At 59.8% G+C, this 19,537-nt stretch carries 27 protein-coding genes; 14 read left to right on the top strand and 13 right to left on the bottom strand.

The features are described from left to right. Positions 1-325: 325 nt before the first annotated feature. On the top strand, positions 326-784 hold the full coding sequence (locus P3T23_RS44965) for a lytic transglycosylase domain-containing protein (protein ID WP_429322477.1): 459 nt from the start codon (positions 326-328) through the stop codon (positions 782-784). Positions 785-1,278: 494 nt separating this feature from the next. On the opposite strand, the gene P3T23_RS44960 is transcribed toward P3T23_RS44965, so the two are convergent. The 9 genes from P3T23_RS44960 to P3T23_RS44920 all read right to left on the bottom strand — a co-directional run bounded on the left by P3T23_RS44960 (position 1,279) and on the right by P3T23_RS44920 (position 7,301). Beyond that, positions 1,279-1,665, bottom strand: coding sequence for a hypothetical protein (locus tag P3T23_RS44960; RefSeq protein WP_429322476.1), 387 nt, complete (start codon positions 1,663-1,665; stop codon positions 1,279-1,281). 118 nt (positions 1,666-1,783) lie between these two features. Next, positions 1,784-2,098, bottom strand: coding sequence for a hypothetical protein (locus tag P3T23_RS44955; protein WP_429322475.1), 315 nt, complete (start codon positions 2,096-2,098; stop codon positions 1,784-1,786). Next, positions 2,076-2,720 (bottom strand): hypothetical protein, encoded by a 645-nt coding sequence (locus tag P3T23_RS44950; protein WP_429322474.1) that lies wholly within the window; start codon positions 2,718-2,720, stop codon positions 2,076-2,078. The genes P3T23_RS44955 and P3T23_RS44950 overlap by 23 nt, the downstream gene beginning before the upstream one ends. A 118-nt stretch (positions 2,721-2,838) precedes the next feature. After that, a complete protein-coding gene (locus P3T23_RS44945) occupies positions 2,839-3,405 on the bottom strand; it encodes a FlhC family transcriptional regulator (protein WP_429322473.1) in 567 nt (188 codons plus the stop codon). Positions 3,406-3,436: 31 nt separating this feature from the next. Beyond that, entirely contained in the window at positions 3,437-3,745 is a 309-nt protein-coding gene (locus P3T23_RS44940; protein WP_429322472.1) for a hypothetical protein, read from the bottom strand. Between the two features lie 30 nt (positions 3,746-3,775). Next, positions 3,776-4,816, bottom strand: a complete 1,041-nt coding sequence (locus P3T23_RS44935; protein ID WP_429322471.1) for a hypothetical protein — start codon at positions 4,814-4,816, stop codon at positions 3,776-3,778. A gap of 452 nt (positions 4,817-5,268) precedes the next feature. After that, entirely contained in the window at positions 5,269-6,009 is a 741-nt protein-coding gene (locus tag P3T23_RS44930; protein ID WP_429322470.1) for a hypothetical protein, read from the bottom strand. Positions 6,010-6,011: 2 nt separating this feature from the next. Further along, positions 6,012-6,797, bottom strand: coding sequence for a hypothetical protein (locus tag P3T23_RS44925; RefSeq protein ID WP_429322469.1), 786 nt, complete (start codon positions 6,795-6,797; stop codon positions 6,012-6,014). 24 nt (positions 6,798-6,821) lie between these two features. Further along, positions 6,822-7,301, bottom strand: coding sequence for a hypothetical protein (locus P3T23_RS44920; RefSeq protein ID WP_429322468.1), 480 nt, complete (start codon positions 7,299-7,301; stop codon positions 6,822-6,824). 1,195 nt (positions 7,302-8,496) lie between these two features. On the opposite strand from P3T23_RS44920, the gene P3T23_RS44915 reads away from it, so the two are divergent. The 6 genes from P3T23_RS44915 (at position 8,497) to P3T23_RS44890 (ending at position 13,997) form a co-directional block, all read left to right on the top strand. Further along, on the top strand, positions 8,497-9,762 hold the full coding sequence (locus tag P3T23_RS44915; RefSeq protein WP_429322467.1) for a phage integrase N-terminal domain-containing protein: 1,266 nt from the start codon (positions 8,497-8,499) through the stop codon (positions 9,760-9,762). Positions 9,763-9,885: 123 nt separating this feature from the next. Continuing rightward, positions 9,886-10,416, top strand: a complete 531-nt coding sequence (locus tag P3T23_RS44910; protein ID WP_429322466.1) for a hypothetical protein — start codon at positions 9,886-9,888, stop codon at positions 10,414-10,416. Positions 10,417-10,473: 57 nt separating this feature from the next. Next, the gene (locus tag P3T23_RS44905; RefSeq protein WP_429322465.1) at positions 10,474-11,721 is read left to right on the top strand and encodes a DUF1173 family protein; all 1,248 of its coding nucleotides are present in this window, start codon (positions 10,474-10,476) and stop codon (positions 11,719-11,721) included. A gap of 104 nt (positions 11,722-11,825) precedes the next feature. Further along, positions 11,826-12,557 carry a hypothetical protein gene (locus tag P3T23_RS44900; RefSeq protein WP_429322464.1) on the top strand — a complete coding sequence of 244 codons (732 nt, stop codon included), beginning with the start codon at positions 11,826-11,828 and terminating at the stop codon, positions 12,555-12,557. A 13-nt stretch (positions 12,558-12,570) separates the two neighbouring features. Beyond that, a complete protein-coding gene (locus P3T23_RS44895; protein WP_429322463.1) occupies positions 12,571-13,203 on the top strand; it encodes a hypothetical protein in 633 nt (210 codons plus the stop codon). A 71-nt stretch (positions 13,204-13,274) separates the two neighbouring features. Next, entirely contained in the window at positions 13,275-13,997 is a 723-nt protein-coding gene (locus tag P3T23_RS44890) for a hypothetical protein (RefSeq protein WP_429322462.1), read from the top strand. 133 nt (positions 13,998-14,130) lie between these two features. Here the strand turns inward: P3T23_RS44890 and P3T23_RS44885 are convergent, their stop codons facing one another. From P3T23_RS44885 to P3T23_RS44870, 4 genes are all read right to left on the bottom strand, one after another. Next, positions 14,131-14,598: a hypothetical protein gene (locus tag P3T23_RS44885; protein ID WP_429322461.1), complete on the bottom strand. Its 468-nt coding sequence runs from the start codon at positions 14,596-14,598 to the stop codon at positions 14,131-14,133. An 81-nt stretch (positions 14,599-14,679) separates the two neighbouring features. Next, entirely contained in the window at positions 14,680-15,120 is a 441-nt protein-coding gene (locus P3T23_RS44880) for a hypothetical protein (protein WP_429322460.1), read from the bottom strand. A 42-nt stretch (positions 15,121-15,162) separates the two neighbouring features. Beyond that, on the bottom strand, positions 15,163-15,489 hold the full coding sequence (locus P3T23_RS44875; protein WP_429322459.1) for a hypothetical protein: 327 nt from the start codon (positions 15,487-15,489) through the stop codon (positions 15,163-15,165). A 44-nt stretch (positions 15,490-15,533) separates the two neighbouring features. Further along, on the bottom strand, positions 15,534-15,752 hold the full coding sequence (locus P3T23_RS44870; RefSeq protein WP_429322458.1) for a hypothetical protein: 219 nt from the start codon (positions 15,750-15,752) through the stop codon (positions 15,534-15,536). Between the two features lie 212 nt (positions 15,753-15,964). Between P3T23_RS44870 and P3T23_RS44865 the strand changes: the two genes are divergently transcribed. The 7 genes from P3T23_RS44865 (at position 15,965) to P3T23_RS44835 (ending at position 19,533) form a co-directional block, all read left to right on the top strand. After that, positions 15,965-16,357 carry a hypothetical protein gene (locus P3T23_RS44865; protein WP_429322457.1) on the top strand — a complete coding sequence of 131 codons (393 nt, stop codon included), beginning with the start codon at positions 15,965-15,967 and terminating at the stop codon, positions 16,355-16,357. A gap of 341 nt (positions 16,358-16,698) precedes the next feature. Next, on the top strand, positions 16,699-17,355 hold the full coding sequence (locus P3T23_RS44860) for a tyrosine-type recombinase/integrase (protein WP_429322456.1): 657 nt from the start codon (positions 16,699-16,701) through the stop codon (positions 17,353-17,355). A gap of 87 nt (positions 17,356-17,442) precedes the next feature. After that, complete coding sequence (locus tag P3T23_RS44855) at positions 17,443-17,688, top strand: AbrB/MazE/SpoVT family DNA-binding domain-containing protein (protein ID WP_429322455.1); 246 nt, start codon at positions 17,443-17,445, stop codon at positions 17,686-17,688. Next, positions 17,685-18,083 (top strand): PIN domain-containing protein, encoded by a 399-nt coding sequence (locus tag P3T23_RS44850; RefSeq protein WP_429322454.1) that lies wholly within the window; start codon positions 17,685-17,687, stop codon positions 18,081-18,083. Before P3T23_RS44855 ends, P3T23_RS44850 begins: the two co-directional genes overlap by 4 nt. Before the next feature lie 191 nt (positions 18,084-18,274). Next, positions 18,275-18,706 carry a hypothetical protein gene (locus tag P3T23_RS44845; protein WP_429322453.1) on the top strand — a complete coding sequence of 144 codons (432 nt, stop codon included), beginning with the start codon at positions 18,275-18,277 and terminating at the stop codon, positions 18,704-18,706. A gap of 123 nt (positions 18,707-18,829) precedes the next feature. Then, positions 18,830-19,315, top strand: coding sequence for a hypothetical protein (locus P3T23_RS44840; RefSeq protein WP_429322452.1), 486 nt, complete (start codon positions 18,830-18,832; stop codon positions 19,313-19,315). Between the two features lie 65 nt (positions 19,316-19,380). After that, positions 19,381-19,533, top strand: coding sequence for a hypothetical protein (locus P3T23_RS44835; protein ID WP_429322451.1), 153 nt, complete (start codon positions 19,381-19,383; stop codon positions 19,531-19,533). Positions 19,534-19,537 lie beyond the last annotated feature (4 nt).

The raw sequence follows: 19,537 nt of genomic DNA, 5'->3' as shown, positions 1-19,537 counted from the left end.
CCATTCGAGGTCTTCGAACGTATGCTCGCAACCGCTTCGATACACTCAGCTTCCATTCATTAGCCCCCTGTTGCGCTTCACTCTTGAAACCGCCGCGCGATAACGCGTCCTGACTTGGACAAAACCAGTCTAAGTGGCGGGTGGACCGATGCAAATCGACGTCGACTGCCCCATGTCGAGCCAATCGGTAGGGTGTCATCGGCGCAGCGATTGCAGCGAGCGATTGGCGAGCGTCGTGGGGGGAACATTCATGTTTTGCAAGTTGCACTAAGCCGCGAAAATCGAACTCATCTAAGTTCATTCCATTCGTACGCGGACGACGAACATGCGTATGCCTTACTTGCCTCGCTGGCTGTGTATCTCGCTCCTGGTCCTTCTGCCAGGCGCGGCCTTCGCCGATTGCTTTGACGATGCGGCGAGCTTCCATCACGTCAACCCCCTAATCCTTAGGGCTATTGCGATCGTCGAGAGTGGCGGCCGACCCGATGCAACAAATACGAACGGGAATGGCTCGGTGGACTACGGGATGATGCAAATCAACTCGACTCACCTTCCGGAACTCGCGCGTTACGGTATTGGAAAGACTGATCTCTATAATGGGTGCAAGAGCGTCTATATGGGCGCGTGGATTCTCCGACAGTCCATCGACAAATACGGCAACACCTGGGCCGCGATCGGGAGCTACAATTCGGCCACGCCGTACTATCGCGACCGGTATGCGGCGAAGGTGAAATCAGTCGTCAGCGACCTGCTGAAGCACGGGTATGCGGACGAAACGCAATAGCGCGAGCGGCTCGGCGTCCTGATTGAGATTGCGTGAAAGACACTTTTCCCAGGCCGCAAGGCGGCTACCCATAAACGTCGGCACGTGGTGTATCTGGGTTGCCTGCGACGCTATTTGATGTCGTGGGCCGCTTTAGAGATGTCCTCGTAGCGATAGGCGAGGAGTCGTTCGGGGCGCACTTCGCCACACTGGCATGGATCGTAGAATCTTTGGACAAGGTCGCTCAGGTGGACCGCGCGGCGCATGAGAAAGACTCACCGGCAGCGACAAGTGGGCCTGCTCTCTAATTGCTCGAATATTCGAGCGGGCAAGGGAACCCAACTGCGCTGCGCACAAACGAATCGCCCCGTTGCAGGCCGGTATCCTTGGCTTAATCGGAAGCACCTGAAATGACTCTGGACGGCGCCCGCGTCGTGGAACACGGGCTAACCGACCAGAGTGCGCTCGAACAGATGACCATCGTTCGAGTTTCGAGAGATGAGGGGTATCAGCCCTTAGATCACTTGGTCAGCGTTCTCGCGCAGCTTGCTCACCACGTACGGTAGGCAGTTCCAGCACATTTTCATGAACCACGCGACGGAGATTGTCGCCAGAACCTTCAGCGCCATACCGATCAGATCCGCCAAGCTCGCACATCCTGGCATCATCTCGATCAGAGTGTCGCGGCCGAGGTTCGTCAGCCAGAGAGTGCCCGCGTAGACGCCGATCGTCATCGCGACCAGCAGCACGAATGCCACCAGAACGCCCGCATTGGCGACCGCGACTTCCGCCTTCGAGTGCTCGCCGTCCGGCTGGAACGGTTGCCACAGCTTGGCTTGGCGCGGCGTGTTGATGACTTCGTTGTAGGTCGGATAGTTGTTGCGCTTTTCGATCTCGCTCATTGCTCACTCCTTGAGTGGTGATTCATTTCGCGGGGTCGTTGCTCGATGTCCCGCGCACTTGAAAGAAGGATAGAGTCGTCGAAGGGGAACGCAAATCGACGTGGCGCACTTCGTGGAACTAGCCGCGCGACCGACGCGAAGTGATGATTCTTCGGAGGAGCCCGGGCGAACGTTGCCCTGTCTGCCGGCGACAGCCCAAAGTTCTCTGCACGACGAAGCCGACGCAGAAGATCGCGACGACATTCATCCATGGGCCGGCCGCTGAGACCTTGATGGAAGTCCTGTCGAGGATCAGGACGAGCAGCACCGCGGCGGTTGCAACGCCGTCAACCCGCCATTTCCAGTTCGGGGCCAACTGGGCGATCTCAGTACCGAGACGAGCCGCCACAAGACGCACCGTGGCGTAGCTTTTATGGGAGGAGAGAGGGTTCATTGTCCTGAGCCTGTTCGAGCTTCACAATGTTGCAACTCTCGGCTAGGGCCGGATATCGCGAAGCAATGAGAGCGAGCTTGCGGTCGAGGAGCAGAGAGCGCGCGTCCCGAATGCCGGGCTGTCCTTGGAACACGTCAAGTCGACTGGTAGAGTCCGCGAGCATGCCGAGAAGGAGACGCACGGCGCGATTCCGGTCGTCGGCGTGATCGCAGTTAGGGGAAGCGAGTCCGGTGGAGTGCACGGATTGCATGACGCCTTCGATGTCCTGGTCGGGGAGTGTCAACTCGAGGCTCGAGGCGAAGCGTAGGACCGATGCGCGGCGGTCTTCCTGGGAGCGGCGAGCGAGAGCAGATCGTTCGAACACCGTACGTCGGGCCTCGGAGAATGCCACCATGCGTTCGGCATTGCGAACGCGACTGATGCGAAAGAGTTCGGCCGGACGTCCGCCGCCCCCGCGCGTGGCGGGTCGACGTGCGTCTGGAACACCAAGGAAGCGGGCGACCATCTGGCGAGTCCAGCCACGGTCCCGCAATTGGTTAATGTCGAAGGTTTCTTCTGCAGGCATGGTGTCTTCAGCTTGTAAGGGCAGCAGGCCTGCCGCCTGGTCCTGCGTCGTATGCAACGCGCTTCTCCACATGTGATGTCTTACGTGGATGGTAGCGCCCTAATCGTCAGACGCGGCGCCAGAAGTCTGGCGCGAAAGTGCGATTTTTCGATTGATGATTCGGCCGCGACCGACATTAGACCTTAGGCCCTCTGCGCCCCTTGGGCTTGTGGTCGGCGCAATGGTATTCGCTGTAGTGGCGCGGGATGATCAGCGGAAGTTTGCAGGTCGCGCAGTGGTGCAGCTTGATTTCTGCCGCCTCGTTGCCACGCTGGCTAATCGATTGAGCATCGGCGAAGGTGCGGATCAGTGTGTAGAGGCGCTGCGAACTGATGACGGTTTTGTTCTGCCCGCCGCACATTTCGTGGTACCACGTCAGGGTGCGGGTGAAGGCAACGCGGGGGATGCTGTCAGGCATGATGCCCTGAAATGACGAGCCACGCAGGGATTTGTAGATGCGGTGATAGGCAAGCAAGACAAAGGCGCCATGCATCTGGATGCGGTGCGTCTTCGTGAACCACTCCAGACTCGAAGGCAACTGTCCGGACGTGGAATTTCGGCCGATCTCCTGCGAGTACATCTGGTCGATCTTCGGATCCGGAACTCGGCTGATGCTCTTGACCACCGGTCGCCTCGTTCCGGAAAGGATGAGGGCGCGAGCAATGCGCTCGTTGAGGGTAGGTGCGCTTCCAGCGGTCAACATGTCATGCTCCTTGTCGGGTGGGTCCTGATCTTCAGAAGGTCATCAGCAGGGATGCGATCACCTGCTCGCGATCGAGTTCGAGCTTTCCGTCGATCATCTTCAACTCGAAGCGCGCCTTCCAGAGCGGCAGGCCTTCACTCGCGAGCCAGCGAATATCCGAATGGCTCAGCTTGCGAACGATCTCGAATTGCTCGTCGGAGAGGCCGAAGGTGAGAGCGGCAGCGGGATCCGCATGATCCTTGAGGCTGCGATAGCATTCGAGGATCTTGGTATTGGCTTCTGCCATGGCCATCTTTGCCAGGGGCGGAAGGAACAGTTCGGGTCCGTTTGCGCGGCTCATTGTTATCTCCGGGATTGGACGTGAAGGGGATTAGGCGAGTTCTTTTGTGGCCAGTGTGTCGGCCAGGGCGCGGAGTTGGTCCACGATCCCATCGATCTTCGCAGCGATCGTCGGATTCGAGCTTTGCATCTTGAGGACCAGGGCCGACGGGAAAGCAGCGATCAGGCCACTCACACCCTTTTCGAGTTCGTCGAGGGAATTCGACGCCTTGCGCGCATCCGCGATGATGCGGTCGATTTCTTGAAGTTCTTGCGTCAGACGCGTGTGGCGAGCGCTGACTTCGGCCAATTCGGTCCGGGCTTGTTCGAGACTTTCGACGTCCTTCGGCAGCACCTCGACCGGCTTGTCGACGTACTGAATCTGGGTCTCAGCCTGACGAAGTCGGTCCAGTTCTTCCTGGGCTTCCCGGAGGTCGTTGAGGACCGCTGAGCGGTCGGCCTGAAGCTCCGTGGTCAGTTGCTCCTGAGCGCGAAGTTGGACAACCACGCTATCGTGTTTGGCTGTAGCTTCCGCCTTTCCGTTCTCCGCATCCTTTGCGTGTGCCTGTGCTTCTGCGGTCGATGCGGTTAGTTCGACGACGCGCGCGTTTGCTTCTTCAAGATCGCCACGCAGATCTGCGGTCGCCTCGTCGATCAGTTTTTTGACTTGCGCCGTCGTCAAAGGACCTTTCTGCGCATGTTCGTCGATTGCCTCGACGACTCGGACATCGGTGCCCTCGTCAAACAGATGGAAGGCGTCGAGGGGAAGGCGGGTAATGTGCATCGGGATGTAACCGTCGGGATGCGTGAAATGCTTGCTGACGATCCTGCCGATGCCTCGGTAGGTGCGGAAGGTGCTGGGAGCTTTGCCCGTGACCTGACAGAAATAGGCTTGCGCCTTACCAGGGTCGCCGATGATCTCGATGAGACGATACGTGATCAAGGCGATCTGCACGGCGGTTTGCTGCAGGCTCGTGAAGTGACCACGCAGGCTGACGGCGAGGGCACTCAGCTCTTGCTGCGACTCGTGGGAAAGACCAGCCGGCATGGACGGAATGGGATCAGCGGTTGGGATGGCTGCCAGGGAGGACATGTTGGACTCCTATTTTGTACGCGGGCGTTTTACTTGCAGACGAAATGGTCAGTGAACGTTTCGGAGTTCGTCCCGTGCGCGACTGCAAAGATCGGCAGGCATCAACGGGAGCGGGACGGCGGAAGTGCTGGGTGACATAATCATCGGATGTCCTCTCTACACGATAGGGCGGCATTTGTTGCCGTCGATGTAGAGCACATACGGCACCCTCGGCGGAAGTTTCACCCCCTATCTAAAAAAATTCTTGGCGCCCCTCACATTTGATGCCGGAAGGTAGCGTATGAACCACGGGGAGTGATTCATTACGCATGAACCACGTGGAGTCGTTCATATTGACGCAATCGCAGGGCTAGTTATGACGAAGAGTGAATGCAGAAGAGCCGCGCAAACAAATGTCTGCGCGGCTATTGGTGTCATGCCCTGACGAGCGAGGCGGATGAAGAAGGCGGCCTTCAGTGGCCGGTTGGTATGCGAGAGAGTTGTCTGATCAGGAATGCGAGGGCAGCCAGACCCACGCAGACGCTGGCGAAGGTGACAGCAAGGTGATGCACGTCGCCGCTCAGGCGTAACAAGGAGATGTAGTAGTGGTGGGCGCGGCGCAAGAACCTTTCCTTGACCGTTCCCCCTGTCTTGACCGGCGGAAGACTGGGTTTGCCGATGTTTGCGTCTCGAAGATTCCGGACGGCCGCGTGCACGTTCATATCGATGCGGGCCGCAATATCGGCGAAGCGCTTGGCCTCGGCATCCGAATGAGTGCCGAGCCGCGCCCAAATGTCCACGGCCAAGGCATCGGCAAGCTTCTTGTGAATCTCCGTTACGTCGGCCGAGTTGAGGACTGCCTGAACTCGATCCGGCATCGAGTCCGCTTCGCGCGCGAGAGATTCAAGCGCTTTCGCGATGGCAGTGAGGACGGCGACGGCCTCGAGGATCTGGTGATCCGCCGTGCGCCGCTGCTCAACCATTTCCTGGTATCGGGCATGATGCGCGCGGAGCTCGTCTACCACCTCTCGCACGTCGGCGCGAAGTGCGGTTGCTACCTCCGCCCGAATGGCGTAAAGCGCTTCGATTGCGCCGCGATGTTGCGCGCGGAACTCCTCTACCATCTCTCGCATGTCGGCGCGAAGGGCGGTGGCTTCCTCAGCCTGAAGGGCGTAAAGCGCTTCGATGGCGCCGCGCGGTCCACCACGTAGCACGCTTATTCCTCCGCGTGGACGTGAACGGCCGGCAGAGCTTCGACGTGAGCGGCCGGCAGACGGATTGCGACGAACGCTGCATCGAGGTCCAACTTGGCGCTGGCCACGGCGCGCTGGATGCTGAGACGGCGGATCAGGGCCATGGTTTCGGGGCTTTTCGGTGCCTTGCGCAAGGCCTCGTCGACCATTTTTCGGTAGTTGGTCGTGTCGTTTGCAACCTGCTCGAATGAGAGCCCTTCCGCGCGCAGGTCCGAGTGGATCGGGTTCTCGTAGACGACGAGATCGTCGTGGTAGGAGAGGCCCCGGGTCTCGGTCAGGTACACGATGACCGGTTCGAACTGGAGATCCAGGTCATCTCCTTGCTCGATGGTTGCGCGGTTGAACAAGACGCGCAGCTTCTCCGGCTGCAGCCCAACTTTGCGGAGAGTCTCGATTGTCCCGAGGGTCTCTTCCTGAACTCGGCCATCGGGCGTAGTCGGGACGATCACGACGTCGAAGTCGTTGATGGCGCCGCGAACGCGGGCGAACTCCTTCATGATGTCGGCGTACTGCGATGCGCCGACATCGACGATCAGGTCCTTGGGTTCGATGATGATGTCGTCGATCAGCTTCTTGAAGTCAGGGGCACGATAGCGAACTACCTCGATGCCATAGCGGCCCGCATCCTGGTTCTGTTTCTCAACCGAGAACACGCGCGGCGAGTTGAGGCGGGGATGCAGCAGGGACACGACGGCGGTGCTCTTGCCGACCATACTGGTCGAATGGATAACGAGGATTTTCAGCGGCATGGTTGCTCCTTTGGCTCGTGTCGATCAGGTTTGAGATTGATTCTTGCGTTGTCTGTACGCTGCTAGTTTTGCTTGATGCTCCGGGGATCCAAGCCGGTAGCGGGCCACAACATCTTCCGCGGCCGATTCGGCCCGTGTCTGGATTCTGTCGCCCTCAATCGGGCGCTGTGCCCTGAATGCTTCGTCTGGAGCAGATGCTTTCTCCAGGGGCGCGATAGGGGGAAGCGGATTTGGCTGTGCCGCTGGTGGGGCAGGCAGTCCTGGCGCCGGCGAACTGATTTCGAGCGCGGGCTGGGCCGACCGTTTGCTCGCAAGGCTTTTCAGGTGCTTCTGCAGGCCACTTCGAGTCACCGTGAGGCCGTGCTCGAGCTGCAGATACTCGGCTATTTCCTTGTAGCTCGCGCCCAGATCCTTGAGTTCTTGGATTTGGTTTGCGAGACCCGCAAGTTTTCCCCGGTTTCGCTCCTGTCGCTTTTTAGCCAAAAACTCGTGTAACGAGGTCACGGTGCTATTTCTGGTTTATGGGTAAAGGTTGGTTAGAGAATTACATAGGCCGATACCGAAAGTCCGAATGATTGCCGTGGAAAGATGGCTTTCATTAAATCGCTGGAAGGAATAGAGACAACTAATGAGGAGTATCTGCGTAGTAACGTAGAGCGAAATGGAGAGAACTGTAGAGCAACGTATAGCGGGAGGGGTAGAACCGGCGAGGTAGCGTTCAGCATGGACGAGCAACGTAGACGGTAAAGGCTTACCATCGTCGAGCACTGTAGAGAAACAGGAGATCAGCGTCGAAAGGTGAGGAGATACGGGGAGTATCGTAGAGTGCGGCTGGATCGTGGGCGGTGCTGTCCGCCTCTAGTCAGAATGCCCCGGCTTTGCTCAAGTGGTCGCGCGCCCCGTATACGAAGACTCTCGCTGAGGCGCTTGCAGCAAGGCTCTCGATGTGATTTACTTCGGTCATCGGGACTGCGAAGTCCCACTCGGTAGTTTCCTGCGCCGCGCTGGCGGCATGCGAATCCCTCGCCGGATTCGCTCTCCGAAGAGTCAGTTGGTAGCACTACCGCTGGCCAGTCTTTCAGGTGAATTCGTCGCACGACGATCACCTCGAAAAGCGAAGGCGCGCGCATGCGCGTTTTTTTTCACCCGGGGCAAATCGGACGACAATCGGACACAGAGGAAGGGCGAAACCCTTACCTCGTGCGGAAGAGCGTCCGGTACCGGGGATCACAACGTACACAAACGAAAAGTCCGAAAGGTCGAACGACCTGCGGTAGAAGAGGCTTTTGCTGCTCGCTGATTATGTCGGTGGGTGGGCTATCTGGTCGGGTCGCAAGACCGGCGGATAGAGGGCTCTGCCTGCATGCTGCACGGCATGTGGGAGTTGAACAAACGAGGCTAGTACCGGGCCTAAATCGTCGCAAGACGAACCGGTGCAGTATGGTCCCTGCTTGAAAGGCCAGTTCCATCCCGCAAGGGAGGGAGACCCGATTAGCGTGAGCGTCGGGGTGTCGCCGAGCAGTAAAAGTTGTAGTGGGAGCCGGCGCATAAACGCACATTTTTACGAAGGGCTTGCTCATGCCCCTCAAACGCTACGGTAGGTGTGGTACCCCCGGCGAGAACGGGCGCGCATTTCACAATGCGCAAGGCACGCGGCGAGGCGTGACCATTGTGTGATGAGCGACTTATGGAGGCTGGGATGAACGCACTCGTAGTGCAAGACATGCCGCACGCGCCGCCCGCAGGGCGGACGGATACCCCTGGGGGCTGGCGGAGGGAGCTGAAGATTATTGTGGATCGGCATGCAGGCGTCCGCGTGAACGGCAATGTCGCCTCGAACCGGACGCGAGAGCTGACTGCTTCGGTGCTCTTCGCTGTTTTCGGCACGCTGACCGGGCTCGGCTTCAAACTACAGAACCCTCGCAATCTCGGTGAGCGACACATCGAAGCGCTCGTGCGGCACTGGCACTGGCAGGGCCGGGCCGTTGCCACGATGCAAAATGAACTCTCGGTGCTGCGCAAGTTCGCCATGTGGATCGGCAAGAAGGGAATGGTGCGCGGGCTTCAGGACTACCTTCCGGAGGTGCCGAAGGCTGCACTGCAGCGCAGGACCGGCGATATCGCGTCGAAGTCGTGGTCGCAGAACGGCATCAACATCGACGAGAAGATCGCCCAGGCGGACGGGCGCAACGAGCGATTCGGCCTGATGCTCCGGCTCGCGGTCGCGTTCGGCCTTCGGCGCAAAGAGATCCTTATGCTGAAGCCGTGGAAGTGCGATCACGGGGATTACCTCGCCGTCTACCCCAACGCGGGACCAAAGGGCGGGCGGGCGCGGAACGTGCCGATCAAGAACAGCTACCAGCGCGAGGTGCTCGACTACGTGAAGGTGCTCATGCCGAAGGGCGATGCGATGGGGTGGAAGACGACGCGGCGCGGCAAGGCCGCCACGCTTGAGTACAACCTGAAGGAGTACGAGCGCCGCATGGAGGAAATCGGCATCACGAAGAGTGCGGCCGGCGTCAGTGGCCACGGTCTGCGTGCTGAGTTCTCGGAGAACGCGGCCATGACGAACCCGGAGAATCCTTTCGTGCCGCCGACGCTAGGCGGGACGGCCGACCAGCTGCCAGCTGAGGACCTGCATCAGGCGTTGAGTCAGGTCAGCGAAATGCTCGGCCATACCCGCACGGGCGCCACGAGCTCGTACTATGGTCATTTCAAGGGCTTCCGCCGCGCACCGCGCAAGGTCAGCGACGAGCAGCGCCAGGCGCGATCGGCAAAGTCGCGGCCGGTGCCACGTGGGGTCGGAGCCGCGTCGCCTGCCGACGCGCGGAGGGCAAAGGGTCAGGAGAATTCGGGCCGCCGTCGGAATGACGCTTTGCTCGATGTACGACAAATGGACCTGCCGCTTAAAGACAGCGTGGTACTTTTCAAACCGCGCGCACCAGACTCAGGCAAGGATAGTTAAGGATCTGATCTCTTTGGTCTTAACAATGTCCGTTAAGACCAAGGGTCACGTATTTCTCGATGGTTTTTCATTTGTTAATATAACCAACCCGAGATGTAAGAACGAAAAAGATTTAGTATAGTCGTGCTCCCGCAACGCGCAGTTGCTTATCAATTCGACCTGATTTATCCGACTATGCCCGTTCAAAGGCGAACCTATGCCGGTAAAGAAGTGTTTGTCTCCATGTCGCGAGACAGGCTTCTTGTCGCCCTGCGACTGCGCGACGTCGCCAAGATCGTGGGCATGGTGGAAGGTGTTAAGCTCGACGACCTCGTGCGCGCCGCCGGCATGCAGGACGAAGTGTGGCCGAGCCCGCTGTCGGATGACGTGGTCAACATGATCAGCCTTGAGGGTGTGCGCGCGCTCATGAAGGCGAAGGGCACGATCGATGCGCAGGTATTCTCTGCATGGCTTGACGAAGAGTTCCCGGAGAACGCGGCGGTCAGTTCGCTGAGCGACGACGAACTGCTGCCGGAGAATTTGCATCGGATTGGCGAAATGCGCCAAGAAAACCCCGACATTCAGACGCGCGAAATTGCGTCCCGCCTTAGCATCTCGGAAGACGATGCGCAGCGATACGTCACGTACCTCGACCTTCTGCGCAAACTCAAATAGGCCAACGCAGGTGTTAGCGAGCGCTCCCTCCCTTGTGCGCTTGCTGTCGGGGGAAGGATGGAACACGTCGCGCACAACGAGCGCATTGATCAGCGCATTGATCTGGCTGGGCACACGCTGGTGCTCGAAGAAATCCTTCAGGAGCCGACGCGCTATCGCAGGTGGTTCGAGACGGCCCGCGCTACGCAAGGACATGCGAGATGCCTGTGCGTGCCCGGTGGCCGGCGACTGCAGATCCGGCTACGCGAAGGGCTCTACCATCTGGCCGTCTGGCCGGAAGACGCGCTCTCACATCACCGGAAATGTACTTTCCGACTACGCGCGGAAGCGGAGAGCGGTCGCGCGGGCTACGCAAAGGGCGCGATCATCGGAAGGCCGGACGGGACCGTCGACATCAATGCCGATGTTCCGTTGAAGGTTCGTGTCGAGGCGAGGACCGGGCCGGTCGAACGCAGCGAGGAACCAAAGAGCGGCGGCAAGACGCGAGCGAAGGTTGGCATGCTCGGCATGCTGCATTCGCTGTGGGAACGCGCCGGACTGAACGAGTGGCGACCGGGCTGGACCCGCGACTGGTGGCGCTGCCGCCGCGAGCTCATCAACCTGGAAGGCAAGGTGAACGGCGAGCCGGTCGACAACGCGCTGTACTGTGTGCCGGCATGGCGGGAGACCGAGCGCGAGGGAATCGAATCGGCCTGGGCGAAGTTCCGTTCGCGCCTCGAGGCGCGTGGGGACTATCGGCTGCGCGGCATCGTCATTGGCGAGCTGAAGTCGATGGAGCTCTCCAAGTTCAGCTACAAGGTCAAGCTGAAGCACCACATGCAGGCGTTCTTCGTCGACAAGACGATTGTCGAGCATGCGCAGCGGTCCGCGCCACCAGCTGCTGCCCAGATGGGAAATCCGGACTCGCACATCATCATGATCATGGTGGTCGAGGTCACGCGCAACGGCACGCTCAAGGGCGTCGACATGTCCTTCATGCTGACGAGCCGCCATTACATCCCGGCCGATTCCTCCTACGAAATGCAAATGGCTGAGGCGCTCGTCGATGCGGGCCGGGCGTTCACGAAGCCGCTGCGTTATGACGGCGAGGCCGAGTTCCCTGACTTCCGCCTGCAGGATCAGGAAGGCGAGTGCGTGCTCGAGGTCTGGGGAATGATGGGCAACTCCGACTACGAGGCCCGCAAGGCGGAGAAGATCAAGAGCTACAAGGCCCGGGGCGCGCAGGTCATCGAATGGGACACGCGCCGCCAGATGCCGGATTTGAGGCGCGCTGGCGGCGCGGGAAAGCTGCCCAACAAAGGGTGACTTTTCGATAATTCGCGTCAGGGGCGGCTAGTAGGGTAGGTGTTGGGATCGTCTGTGCGGCTGGCGCATGGGCGAGTTCTCGATCCACTCGAAAAAGGTCCTTCATGCTCTACGACCGCTCGTCCCTGATCCAGCTTGCCTGGGCTGCCTTCGCTGTCTTCATCTCCTACCCGCTGCTGTACTGGTTTCTTCGCCGCGTGAAGAGGGTGCCGCTGCGTTTCAATGTCACCGTGTTTGTGGCCGTCGTGGCGGCGGGCTTGCTGCCGCTGGAGGTCGTCGGCTTCGAAGCGAGCCGTACGGCGTCGCAACTCGACTCCATGACCATGGTCTTCTCGGCCGAGCAGCGGATTCACGACACGATGCTGGTATGCGACGCCGATCCGAGCAAGGTCCGGCCGGAGCAGATCCAGGCGGCCGCGCAGCGCCTCGCCGATAGCACGGCAACGTGGTTCAAAGCAATGGACATGAAGGAAATAACGACGGCACAGTGGCTCAAGCTCGACAACAAGTGCGACGGCTGGGTGTCGCGCGAAAAGGCGGATCACAACCGCGCGGAATTCCTCCAGGCGGCGGAATCGGTTAAATGGTGGCTGATCGCCGGTGTGGTCACGGGCGTCCTCGGCATCATGGCGATGTACGAGCTCGTGGTAAGCCGCCTGCGTGAGGACATGCGGGAGGTTCAGGTGGAAGAGCCAGTCGAACTCAAGAACATCGGCGAAGTCCTGCTGGTGCTCTTCATTTGCGTGATCGCTTTCTTGCCGTTCAGCCTGCGCTGGCTGCGCCTCTTCAAGTATCCGAAGGTAGCAACCAAGGAATCGCGCGCGAGCGCGCAATAAAGGAGATCAACCCATGAAGACTCTTTCGACCATGATGATGAAGCTCGGCAGCGCGTTGCTGATCGCTGCTCCGGCCCTCGGCTTCGCAGCTACGCCGGTGGCGCCAGCCCCAAGTGCCGATGCGTCGGACTATGCGCCAGTCAAGCGCATGGTAATCATCCATCTCTCGCTGTCCCGCGAAGACTCCTCGGCGCCGGCCGCCACCATGGATCTGGCGGGAGTGGACGGCCGGACGATCGTCGAGACGCGGCGTGAGCAACGCACCAGCGACGTCGCGATCTGCCAGACGGCCCACGTCGCAAATGGCGAGTGCCCGACCCAGACGAACATGCAGGTGGCTGACGATCAAACCATGAAGGTCGTCGCCACGCCGCGTGTCCAATCCGATGGCCATATCCTGGTCGATCTCGACATGCAAAACAACCATATCGACTACAGCACGGACGTGGGCAAGATGGCCGACAACCTCGGCAACGTGGCCTACAAGGGAACCGTAGCGCTTCAGCCTGGCATACCGTTGACTGCGGCGGCCGTTAAAAAAGGCTGGACGGTCACGGCGTCGGCGAAGGTGCTGGATCTGACAGAGGCGGACCAGAGCGCGGCACTCGCACCCCGCGCCGCCGCGGGGAAGACGGTCACGCAATGACCGAGATCTCGGGGTGAAAGAGCGGCTAAGCCGAGCTATTACCCCGGGCAGCGTTGCATAGTCGAGCGGAAATGCCCATGTATGCCATCCCTAAGCCTGATGATCGGCTGCCAGTCGACACGTACGTTGCAGCCCGCACGTGGCTCCTCGCCAATGATCCAGACGCTGCGCGGATGATCGAGTGGTCTCTCAACGAGATCCGTCCGCCGAAGTCTCCCGAGAATATGGCAAGCGAGATCATCTGGATCATCCTCTGCGCGGGCCGCTCGGCGCAGGCGGCCCGAACGATCGAAGCGAAGGTTTGGCGTGCTATTCGCGCCGGCGAGCCGGTTGTGACGGCTTTTGGATACCGGGCCAAGGCGTCCGCCATCGAACGCGCCTGGCGGGACCGCGAAGCGGATTTCGCGGCGCTTCAGGATGTGCTGGCGACTAACGATACTGTCCGCTTGCTTGAATGGTGCCGGGCCATTCCGTTCGTGGGCCAAGACACGCAGTATCAGCTTGCGAAGAACTTTGGGGTGCAGGTGTGTAAACCAGATATACATCTTTGCCGGCTGAGCGGCTTCCCGGACCGGCCGCAGGCGCCGGTCAAAGTACGGTTTGCGGCATGCATGGCCTTGTGCGGTGAGCTCGCGCGAGCAAGCGGTGACAGCATCGCCGTTGTCGACAGCATCCTCTGGCTCGCCTGCAACAAAGGCGTGCTCGTCACAGATTGCGACGCGGCCCCGATCACCCTGAATACAAAGCCCGTCACTGCCCGATCGATATACGAGAGCGGGCCAGCAGCCAGTTGAGAGGGATCAGAAGCGCGAGACTGAGCTCCGGCCTGCGCAGGAATTACCCGGCCTGACGCCCGGTAAGACCAACGCCGGCCTCAGCTTGATTTCGTCAGATTCGCAGGAAAGTTGAATCTGCCGGCGGCGCGGCTCAGAAGTCCTCGCGCCGCCAGCCGCCGCCGTCGCGCTTCCTGATCTTTGTGACTGCGACGAAGCGGAAGATCGGGTACAGGTAGGCGGCGTTCTTGATCTTCACGCGGGCATCTTCCTTCCAGTAGCCCTTGACCTCACGCAGCTCGAGCTCGCCGTTCTTGAGGCGCACAGCGAAGTCGGGCGTGTAGAAGGTGTTTTTGCCGAGCCGCAGCTTGATGGCCTCGAACTGGTACCAGGTGATCTCGCCCGCCTGCTTAAGCAGCTCGAGGTGTGCGGCATATGCGGCCTCGGTCTGGTTCATCTCGCCTTCGTGCAACCTGCCGAGCGCGAGCATGCGGTCCTGAGGCTTCGGCGGCGCGGGCTGAGTGTTCGGTGCCGTGATGGCTGGCGGCGGCGCTGCGCGCGATCCTGCGCGTTTCATCAGCGTCTCGTACTCCTCCTCCGAAAACCGCAGTCCTGTTGCCATAGGTGCCTCCTTGAAAGCCATTGGTCTTTCGAGGCTACCGGTGCGAAGGAGAATGCAAGTCAGCCTACGCGCGCCGCCGGCCTAGAGGTAGTGAGGCGATGTCGGAGTGCCCGCCAGCGCAGGATGATCCAGCGATTCGAGGAATGCACGCTGCTCGGGCGTAACCGGTTCCCACGAAGGATCAGAGACCTCGAAGGGTTGGGTGTCGGAGTAGCCGAAGACGACCTTCAGGCTCTGAAACCACGTGAGCTTCACCTTGCGACGAGCAACTGTGTCAAATCGAACCTCCGACCATCCGCGGCTCGAATCCATGCGGAACACCCGCAGTTGAGTGGCGTCTACGTCGAGCAACTCGGTGCGGAGCAACTCGGTAACGATGGCCTCGATGGAATTGTCCAGAAAGAGGTTTGCGTCCGGATCCTGCATCAAGACAAGAGTGGGGGTCTCGTTGGCGAACCGGAAGGTATAACGGCATTGGGCGTAGTAGCCAGGAACGAAGCCCTGGTATTGCAGAGTTTTCATTTTCGAGATCATCTGGACGGTGATGGGAATCGCATAAGTGAGTTAGCGACGCGTGAGCATGCAGACGTCGCGGAATGCCATGAGACTGGATTCGTAACCTCTCAGCGGCGTTATCTCAGGCACGTAACGGGCGCCAGCTATCGACGGCGGCTTGGAGTCGCGGCGCGGGCGCTCAGCAAGGCTGTATTCGGGCAGGCCTGTCGTGCGGTTGGTGTCGACCAACACCTTGTCAGCTTCGAGCAGGTTCTCGAGTTTCGAGAGCACGGCGACGTGCGCGCGCTTCAGGATCTTGGCGAGCGCGAACGAGTCGAGCGGGCCGGCTTCGAGTTGCGCGAGGATGTCCTCGGTTGTCACGCTGTTCGTGATCAAGGGGTTCTCCGGTGTTGAGCAGTTAGAGGATCAGGAAGGGCGGGTTACGCGGCCTGTGCCTGGAGCGCGACGAGTGCCCGGTTCTGCTCTTCGATCGTGTCGAGCAGCAGGTTGATCGTCATCGCAGATTCGCTGGTAAGCGACTTGAGCGCGGCGTCGAGCGACGTGATGCCCGGGCACGCGGTCAGGTCGACGCCATGCTGCGCGAGCTGCGAGAGCTCGTTTGCGAACTCGCGGAAGTTGGAGGTGCTGCGGATCATCATGAAGTCCGTGTCCTGGTCGAGATTGCAGGGAGGCGCACACGCGCCGCCGGTACGGTCTCAGGATAGCGAAGGCCTACCGGAATCAAGGCGCGGAATAGTGGGGGAAAGCAGACTGGATTTGTAGCGTTTGTTTCAGGAGGCGGTGAATAATGGGGTGCGGTGCCGCATCCTTTCGATGGCGGCAGACCGTGGACTTTGGTGGAACGACAGGCATGGCGAAGACGAATCCGCGCGAGGTCGCGCAAGAACTGAGGGATCTCGACCGGAAGGATGTGCCGCTGCGCGTGCGCGTGGCGATCGAGAAGGCGATCGCGGCGCTGGAGAGCGTAGACGCGATGCCGGCCGCGTCGCTGGCGGGCGGTCCGAGCCCGGCGCCCCGCCAGTTCCTGTATCCGCACGTGTCCGGTCTGGTGAGCCGCGCGGCGGAGGCGTGCTGGTGCGAGACCTGCAGCCCGATCACGCTGCAGGACATGCGCATGGTGCTGTGCCCGGCGTGCGGCAACAAGCGGTGTCCGCACGCGACGGATCACCGGAATGCGTGCACGGGCAGCAACGAGCGCGGGCAGAGGGGAAGTTCGTGGGAGAACGTTCAGCCAGTGGCCTGAAACGCGCCGCCGACCAGAAGACCTCGGAAGGACGGGTAACAGCGATACGGGCAGATGGAAAAGGTCATTTACTTTCTACTCATCGTGGCGATTGCAGCCTGCGTTATCGCGGCTATACATCTGGCCGTGAGTTTGGGGTGCCAAGCTGATGACGGAAACGGAGACCAAATTTTGGTTCTTCACAGAGTGGCGGGAAGGCGTCTGGCTTCGCGGACCACCCGCCGCGCAGATTTTCCGAGGAGGTGAGGTTTTTCATGGCTGTCGGCGGCGCTTGCCCTCGGGTGCGGGCAAACTTCCTCGTAATACCCGAAAATGCGGCACGAAAACTTCGGGATTACACGATGGCAAAGCCCCCGGTTGTCGAGCTTCATCAGATTCGCCATCTGAAAGTCGCTGCCGTCACGGGGCAAACTCCGATTCGCGACGTTGCGCTCTTGCTGCTTTTCTATGGCACTGGTCTCACGCCGAATGAGGCCGCGAAGCTCCTTATCTCGGACTATTTGGAAGCGAACGGGTCTGTGCGCGTTGAATCGGCTGTTCGCGCCGAAATCACCTTTAACGGGAAGGCTCGGCCGTTGCTGTGGGCAAGCGCCAAAACCTGCCGAGCGATTGACGACTACCTCGCGTATCGACTCGTGGCGCGGCATGGAGTTACAACCTCCCCAGCCGCGCATCGCGGGCTGGACCCCCATGGCCCGCTATTCAGGGCGAGCGACGGAGAGCCATTCACCTTTACGCGTCGCGTAACAGGCAGCGGCGCGATCAGCTATTCGTGCGAAACGCTGACGGAGATTGTCCGGCGACTGCAGCAGCAAGCCGGGATCGAAGGCGGTAACGCATCGGCGGCTCGGCGCACATTTGCCGTGCGGCTGCATCGCGACGGTCGCTCGTTGAAGCTCATTCAGGAGCTGATTGGAGTTTCCTCATTGTCTGCCGTTAAGAACCTCATCGAAGGCGATCCGGTGCGCCTGTCGGCGATTGTGAGCGGGGTGATTTGAGGGCGACGAATCGTGTGGCGAGTGTCTATTTCGCCCTTGCATTTTCATTCGCCTTACCTTAAAGTAAGGAAAACTTGGAGGGTCACAATGACAGCAGCCACCATCACATCGAAGGGCCAGGTCACGATCCCGGTGGACGTGCGCAAACAGCTTGGCCTGGAATCCGGCGACCGGATCGAATTTAGTTTTAACGAGGAAACGGGCCGGTACGAGGTCTATCCGGCCACTCGCTCGCTCGCGTCGCTCAAGGGCATCGTGAAGAAGCCTGCCAAGCCGGTTTCGGTTGAGGACATGAACCGCGCCATCGCCGAGCAGGGGGCATCGGCGCGATGATCGGACTGGATACAAACGTGTTGGTCCGCTACTTCGCGCAGGATGACGCAGCGCAGTCGAAGAAGGCCACGGCGCTCATGGAGTCCTTTTCGGCCGAGCGGCCGGGTTACGTTTCGCAGATCGCGCTAGTGGAGGTTGTGTGGGTGCTCGGGCGCTGCTACGACGTCGAACGAGACCAGATGAAGGACATCATCGAATCCATGCTTGCCACGAAGGAACTGGTTGTCGAGGGTGCGGACACGGTGCGAAAGGCACTTCGCGTTTTCGCGGCGTCAGACAAGGCAGATTTCGCAGACTGCCTGATCGAACGGTCGGGGCACGTCGCAGAGTGCGAGTACACCGCGACGTTCGATGTGACTGCATCTAAGGTCGTCGGAATGATGCTGATTAAGTAACGACGGCGAAAGCCGATAACAGGGAAAGGCCATGTTTATTGACCTCGACGCAGGAACAATCGAAATTATCGCCGGCACAGTGGCGGGAGCGATCATCGTCATTTCGCTATTCGTGATGATCAAGCGACCGCACTCGCACTCGGATACCTGATCGGAAAGGCCGGCGATTCCGGCGAACAGAAAAAGAGCCCATGCCGCGCCTATCCGCCGACGCACTGTTTCGCCTAGCTATCAATCCCGCTGTGCAGGACCGACTTGCACTGGTTGAAGCATATGGTGGCAAGGGAGACATTGCCGATGAAGCAGCAGCGGACGCACTGCGGATCAAGGCGTTAGGGAAAAAACGGGTTCTGAAGCTTTCGCCAGAGGAACTGGAGACCGCTCGCTTAGCTTTTGTCTTTGCGGAACAGTGGGAGCAGGGTTTGGCGGACTCCTACCCGTCGTCGCCAGAAAAGCGGAAGTATGAATTCAGCGCTCAACGATTTAGGGAGTTCCGTGTGCAGATGTGGGGCAAGACGAAACTGGAAGCAATGACTGAAGGCGCGACCTCCGTAGATATCGTTAAATTTCTCGATGAGAGCCGTGCGGTCCCCACGCAGTACATCGTGCCAAAGGGCACATAGGAAAAGCATGAAAGCCCGTACAGCAAGTTTCGTTTCCGGCGTTGCGGTGCTCCTTCTTGGCTCCGCAGGCGTCGTTGGGGCACTGTGGTTCATCTGGCGTAAGTGATCGGAGAAGGTAGTGAAATGGCGAACGAAGCAAACACAACAGGCCGGATGAAAAACTTGCGCGACAAGATTTCCACCGATCGATCAGATTCACATCGCAGGGCGCGCACGTTTTCGAACCTGCTTGATGGCTATAAGTGGCTCACCATTCTTCTGAGCGGGGTATCAGTTGTGTTGGGTCTGGTCGCAAGCGTTTGGAAAACCATCAAGGTAGATCCCGCTGTCTTCAGTGCTATCGCCGCAACAACTGCCGGCATGGCTGGGTTGCGCCAAAAGCTTAGTTGGCGCGAACAAGCAGACGCATACTATGCACGACGTGACATGTTGGACAGATTGCTTTCACGGATCGACTTCCAGCTTCCCGAACCACCTACCTCGGACCAGGTAGCCGAGATTGCTCGAGAGTACGACCGCATTCGCGACACCGTTGGAAAGATGTTGCACGAAATTAACGCGCACGAGGACGCCAAGTGGAAGGCGGGAGCCGAGCAACGTAAGTCCTAGAGTAGAGATCGGAAAACAGGGAAAAGCGCTCGCGCTGGTTCGCGCGGGCCAAACAGGAAAATATCATGACAAAGAAAACGATCATCGTAGACGAGTTTCACCAGGGCACATCGGCGCAGACCTATCGCTGTACCGGCTCGGATTGTCTGGACACGGTTTTGCAACTCAGGCGGCCTCTTTCAGGGTGGCTGCCTGACGGGCTTCATGGGGTGACATGAAGCC

Origin of the sequence: Paraburkholderia sp. GAS448 (assembly GCF_050435685.1) — a bacterium.
Taxonomy (GTDB): Bacteria; Pseudomonadota; Gammaproteobacteria; order Burkholderiales; family Burkholderiaceae; genus Paraburkholderia.
The sequence above is the reverse complement of the archived record's forward strand: the minus strand, read 5'-3'. Positions and strand labels throughout refer to the sequence as shown.

Coding starts and splice junctions, on each gene's coding strand:
- P3T23_RS44965 (WP_429322477.1), top strand. CDS start 326: ATGCGTATGCCTTACTTGCCTCGCTGGCTGTGTATCTCGCTCCTGGTC.
- P3T23_RS44960 (WP_429322476.1), bottom strand. CDS start 1,665: ATGAGCGAGATCGAAAAGCGCAACAACTATCCGACCTACAACGAAGTC.
- P3T23_RS44955 (WP_429322475.1), bottom strand. CDS start 2,098: ATGAACCCTCTCTCCTCCCATAAAAGCTACGCCACGGTGCGTCTTGTG.
- P3T23_RS44945 (WP_429322473.1), bottom strand. CDS start 3,405: ATGTTGACCGCTGGAAGCGCACCTACCCTCAACGAGCGCATTGCTCGC.
- P3T23_RS44940 (WP_429322472.1), bottom strand. CDS start 3,745: ATGAGCCGCGCAAACGGACCCGAACTGTTCCTTCCGCCCCTGGCAAAG.
- P3T23_RS44935 (WP_429322471.1), bottom strand. CDS start 4,816: ATGTCCTCCCTGGCAGCCATCCCAACCGCTGATCCCATTCCGTCCATG.
- P3T23_RS44925 (WP_429322469.1), bottom strand. CDS start 6,797: ATGCCGCTGAAAATCCTCGTTATCCATTCGACCAGTATGGTCGGCAAG.
- P3T23_RS44915 (WP_429322467.1), top strand. CDS start 8,497: ATGAACGCACTCGTAGTGCAAGACATGCCGCACGCGCCGCCCGCAGGG.
- P3T23_RS44905 (WP_429322465.1), top strand. CDS start 10,474: ATGGAACACGTCGCGCACAACGAGCGCATTGATCAGCGCATTGATCTG.
- P3T23_RS44900 (WP_429322464.1), top strand. CDS start 11,826: ATGCTCTACGACCGCTCGTCCCTGATCCAGCTTGCCTGGGCTGCCTTC.
- P3T23_RS44895 (WP_429322463.1), top strand. CDS start 12,571: ATGAAGACTCTTTCGACCATGATGATGAAGCTCGGCAGCGCGTTGCTG.
- P3T23_RS44890 (WP_429322462.1), top strand. CDS start 13,275: ATGCCCATGTATGCCATCCCTAAGCCTGATGATCGGCTGCCAGTCGAC.
- P3T23_RS44885 (WP_429322461.1), bottom strand. CDS start 14,598: ATGGCAACAGGACTGCGGTTTTCGGAGGAGGAGTACGAGACGCTGATG.
- P3T23_RS44880 (WP_429322460.1), bottom strand. CDS start 15,120: ATGAAAACTCTGCAATACCAGGGCTTCGTTCCTGGCTACTACGCCCAA.
- P3T23_RS44870 (WP_429322458.1), bottom strand. CDS start 15,752: ATGATGATCCGCAGCACCTCCAACTTCCGCGAGTTCGCAAACGAGCTC.
- P3T23_RS44865 (WP_429322457.1), top strand. CDS start 15,965: ATGGCGAAGACGAATCCGCGCGAGGTCGCGCAAGAACTGAGGGATCTC.
- P3T23_RS44860 (WP_429322456.1), top strand. CDS start 16,699: ATGGCAAAGCCCCCGGTTGTCGAGCTTCATCAGATTCGCCATCTGAAA.
- P3T23_RS44855 (WP_429322455.1), top strand. CDS start 17,443: ATGACAGCAGCCACCATCACATCGAAGGGCCAGGTCACGATCCCGGTG.
- P3T23_RS44850 (WP_429322454.1), top strand. CDS start 17,685: ATGATCGGACTGGATACAAACGTGTTGGTCCGCTACTTCGCGCAGGAT.
- P3T23_RS44845 (WP_429322453.1), top strand. CDS start 18,275: ATGCCGCGCCTATCCGCCGACGCACTGTTTCGCCTAGCTATCAATCCC.
- P3T23_RS44840 (WP_429322452.1), top strand. CDS start 18,830: ATGGCGAACGAAGCAAACACAACAGGCCGGATGAAAAACTTGCGCGAC.
- P3T23_RS44835 (WP_429322451.1), top strand. CDS start 19,381: ATGACAAAGAAAACGATCATCGTAGACGAGTTTCACCAGGGCACATCG.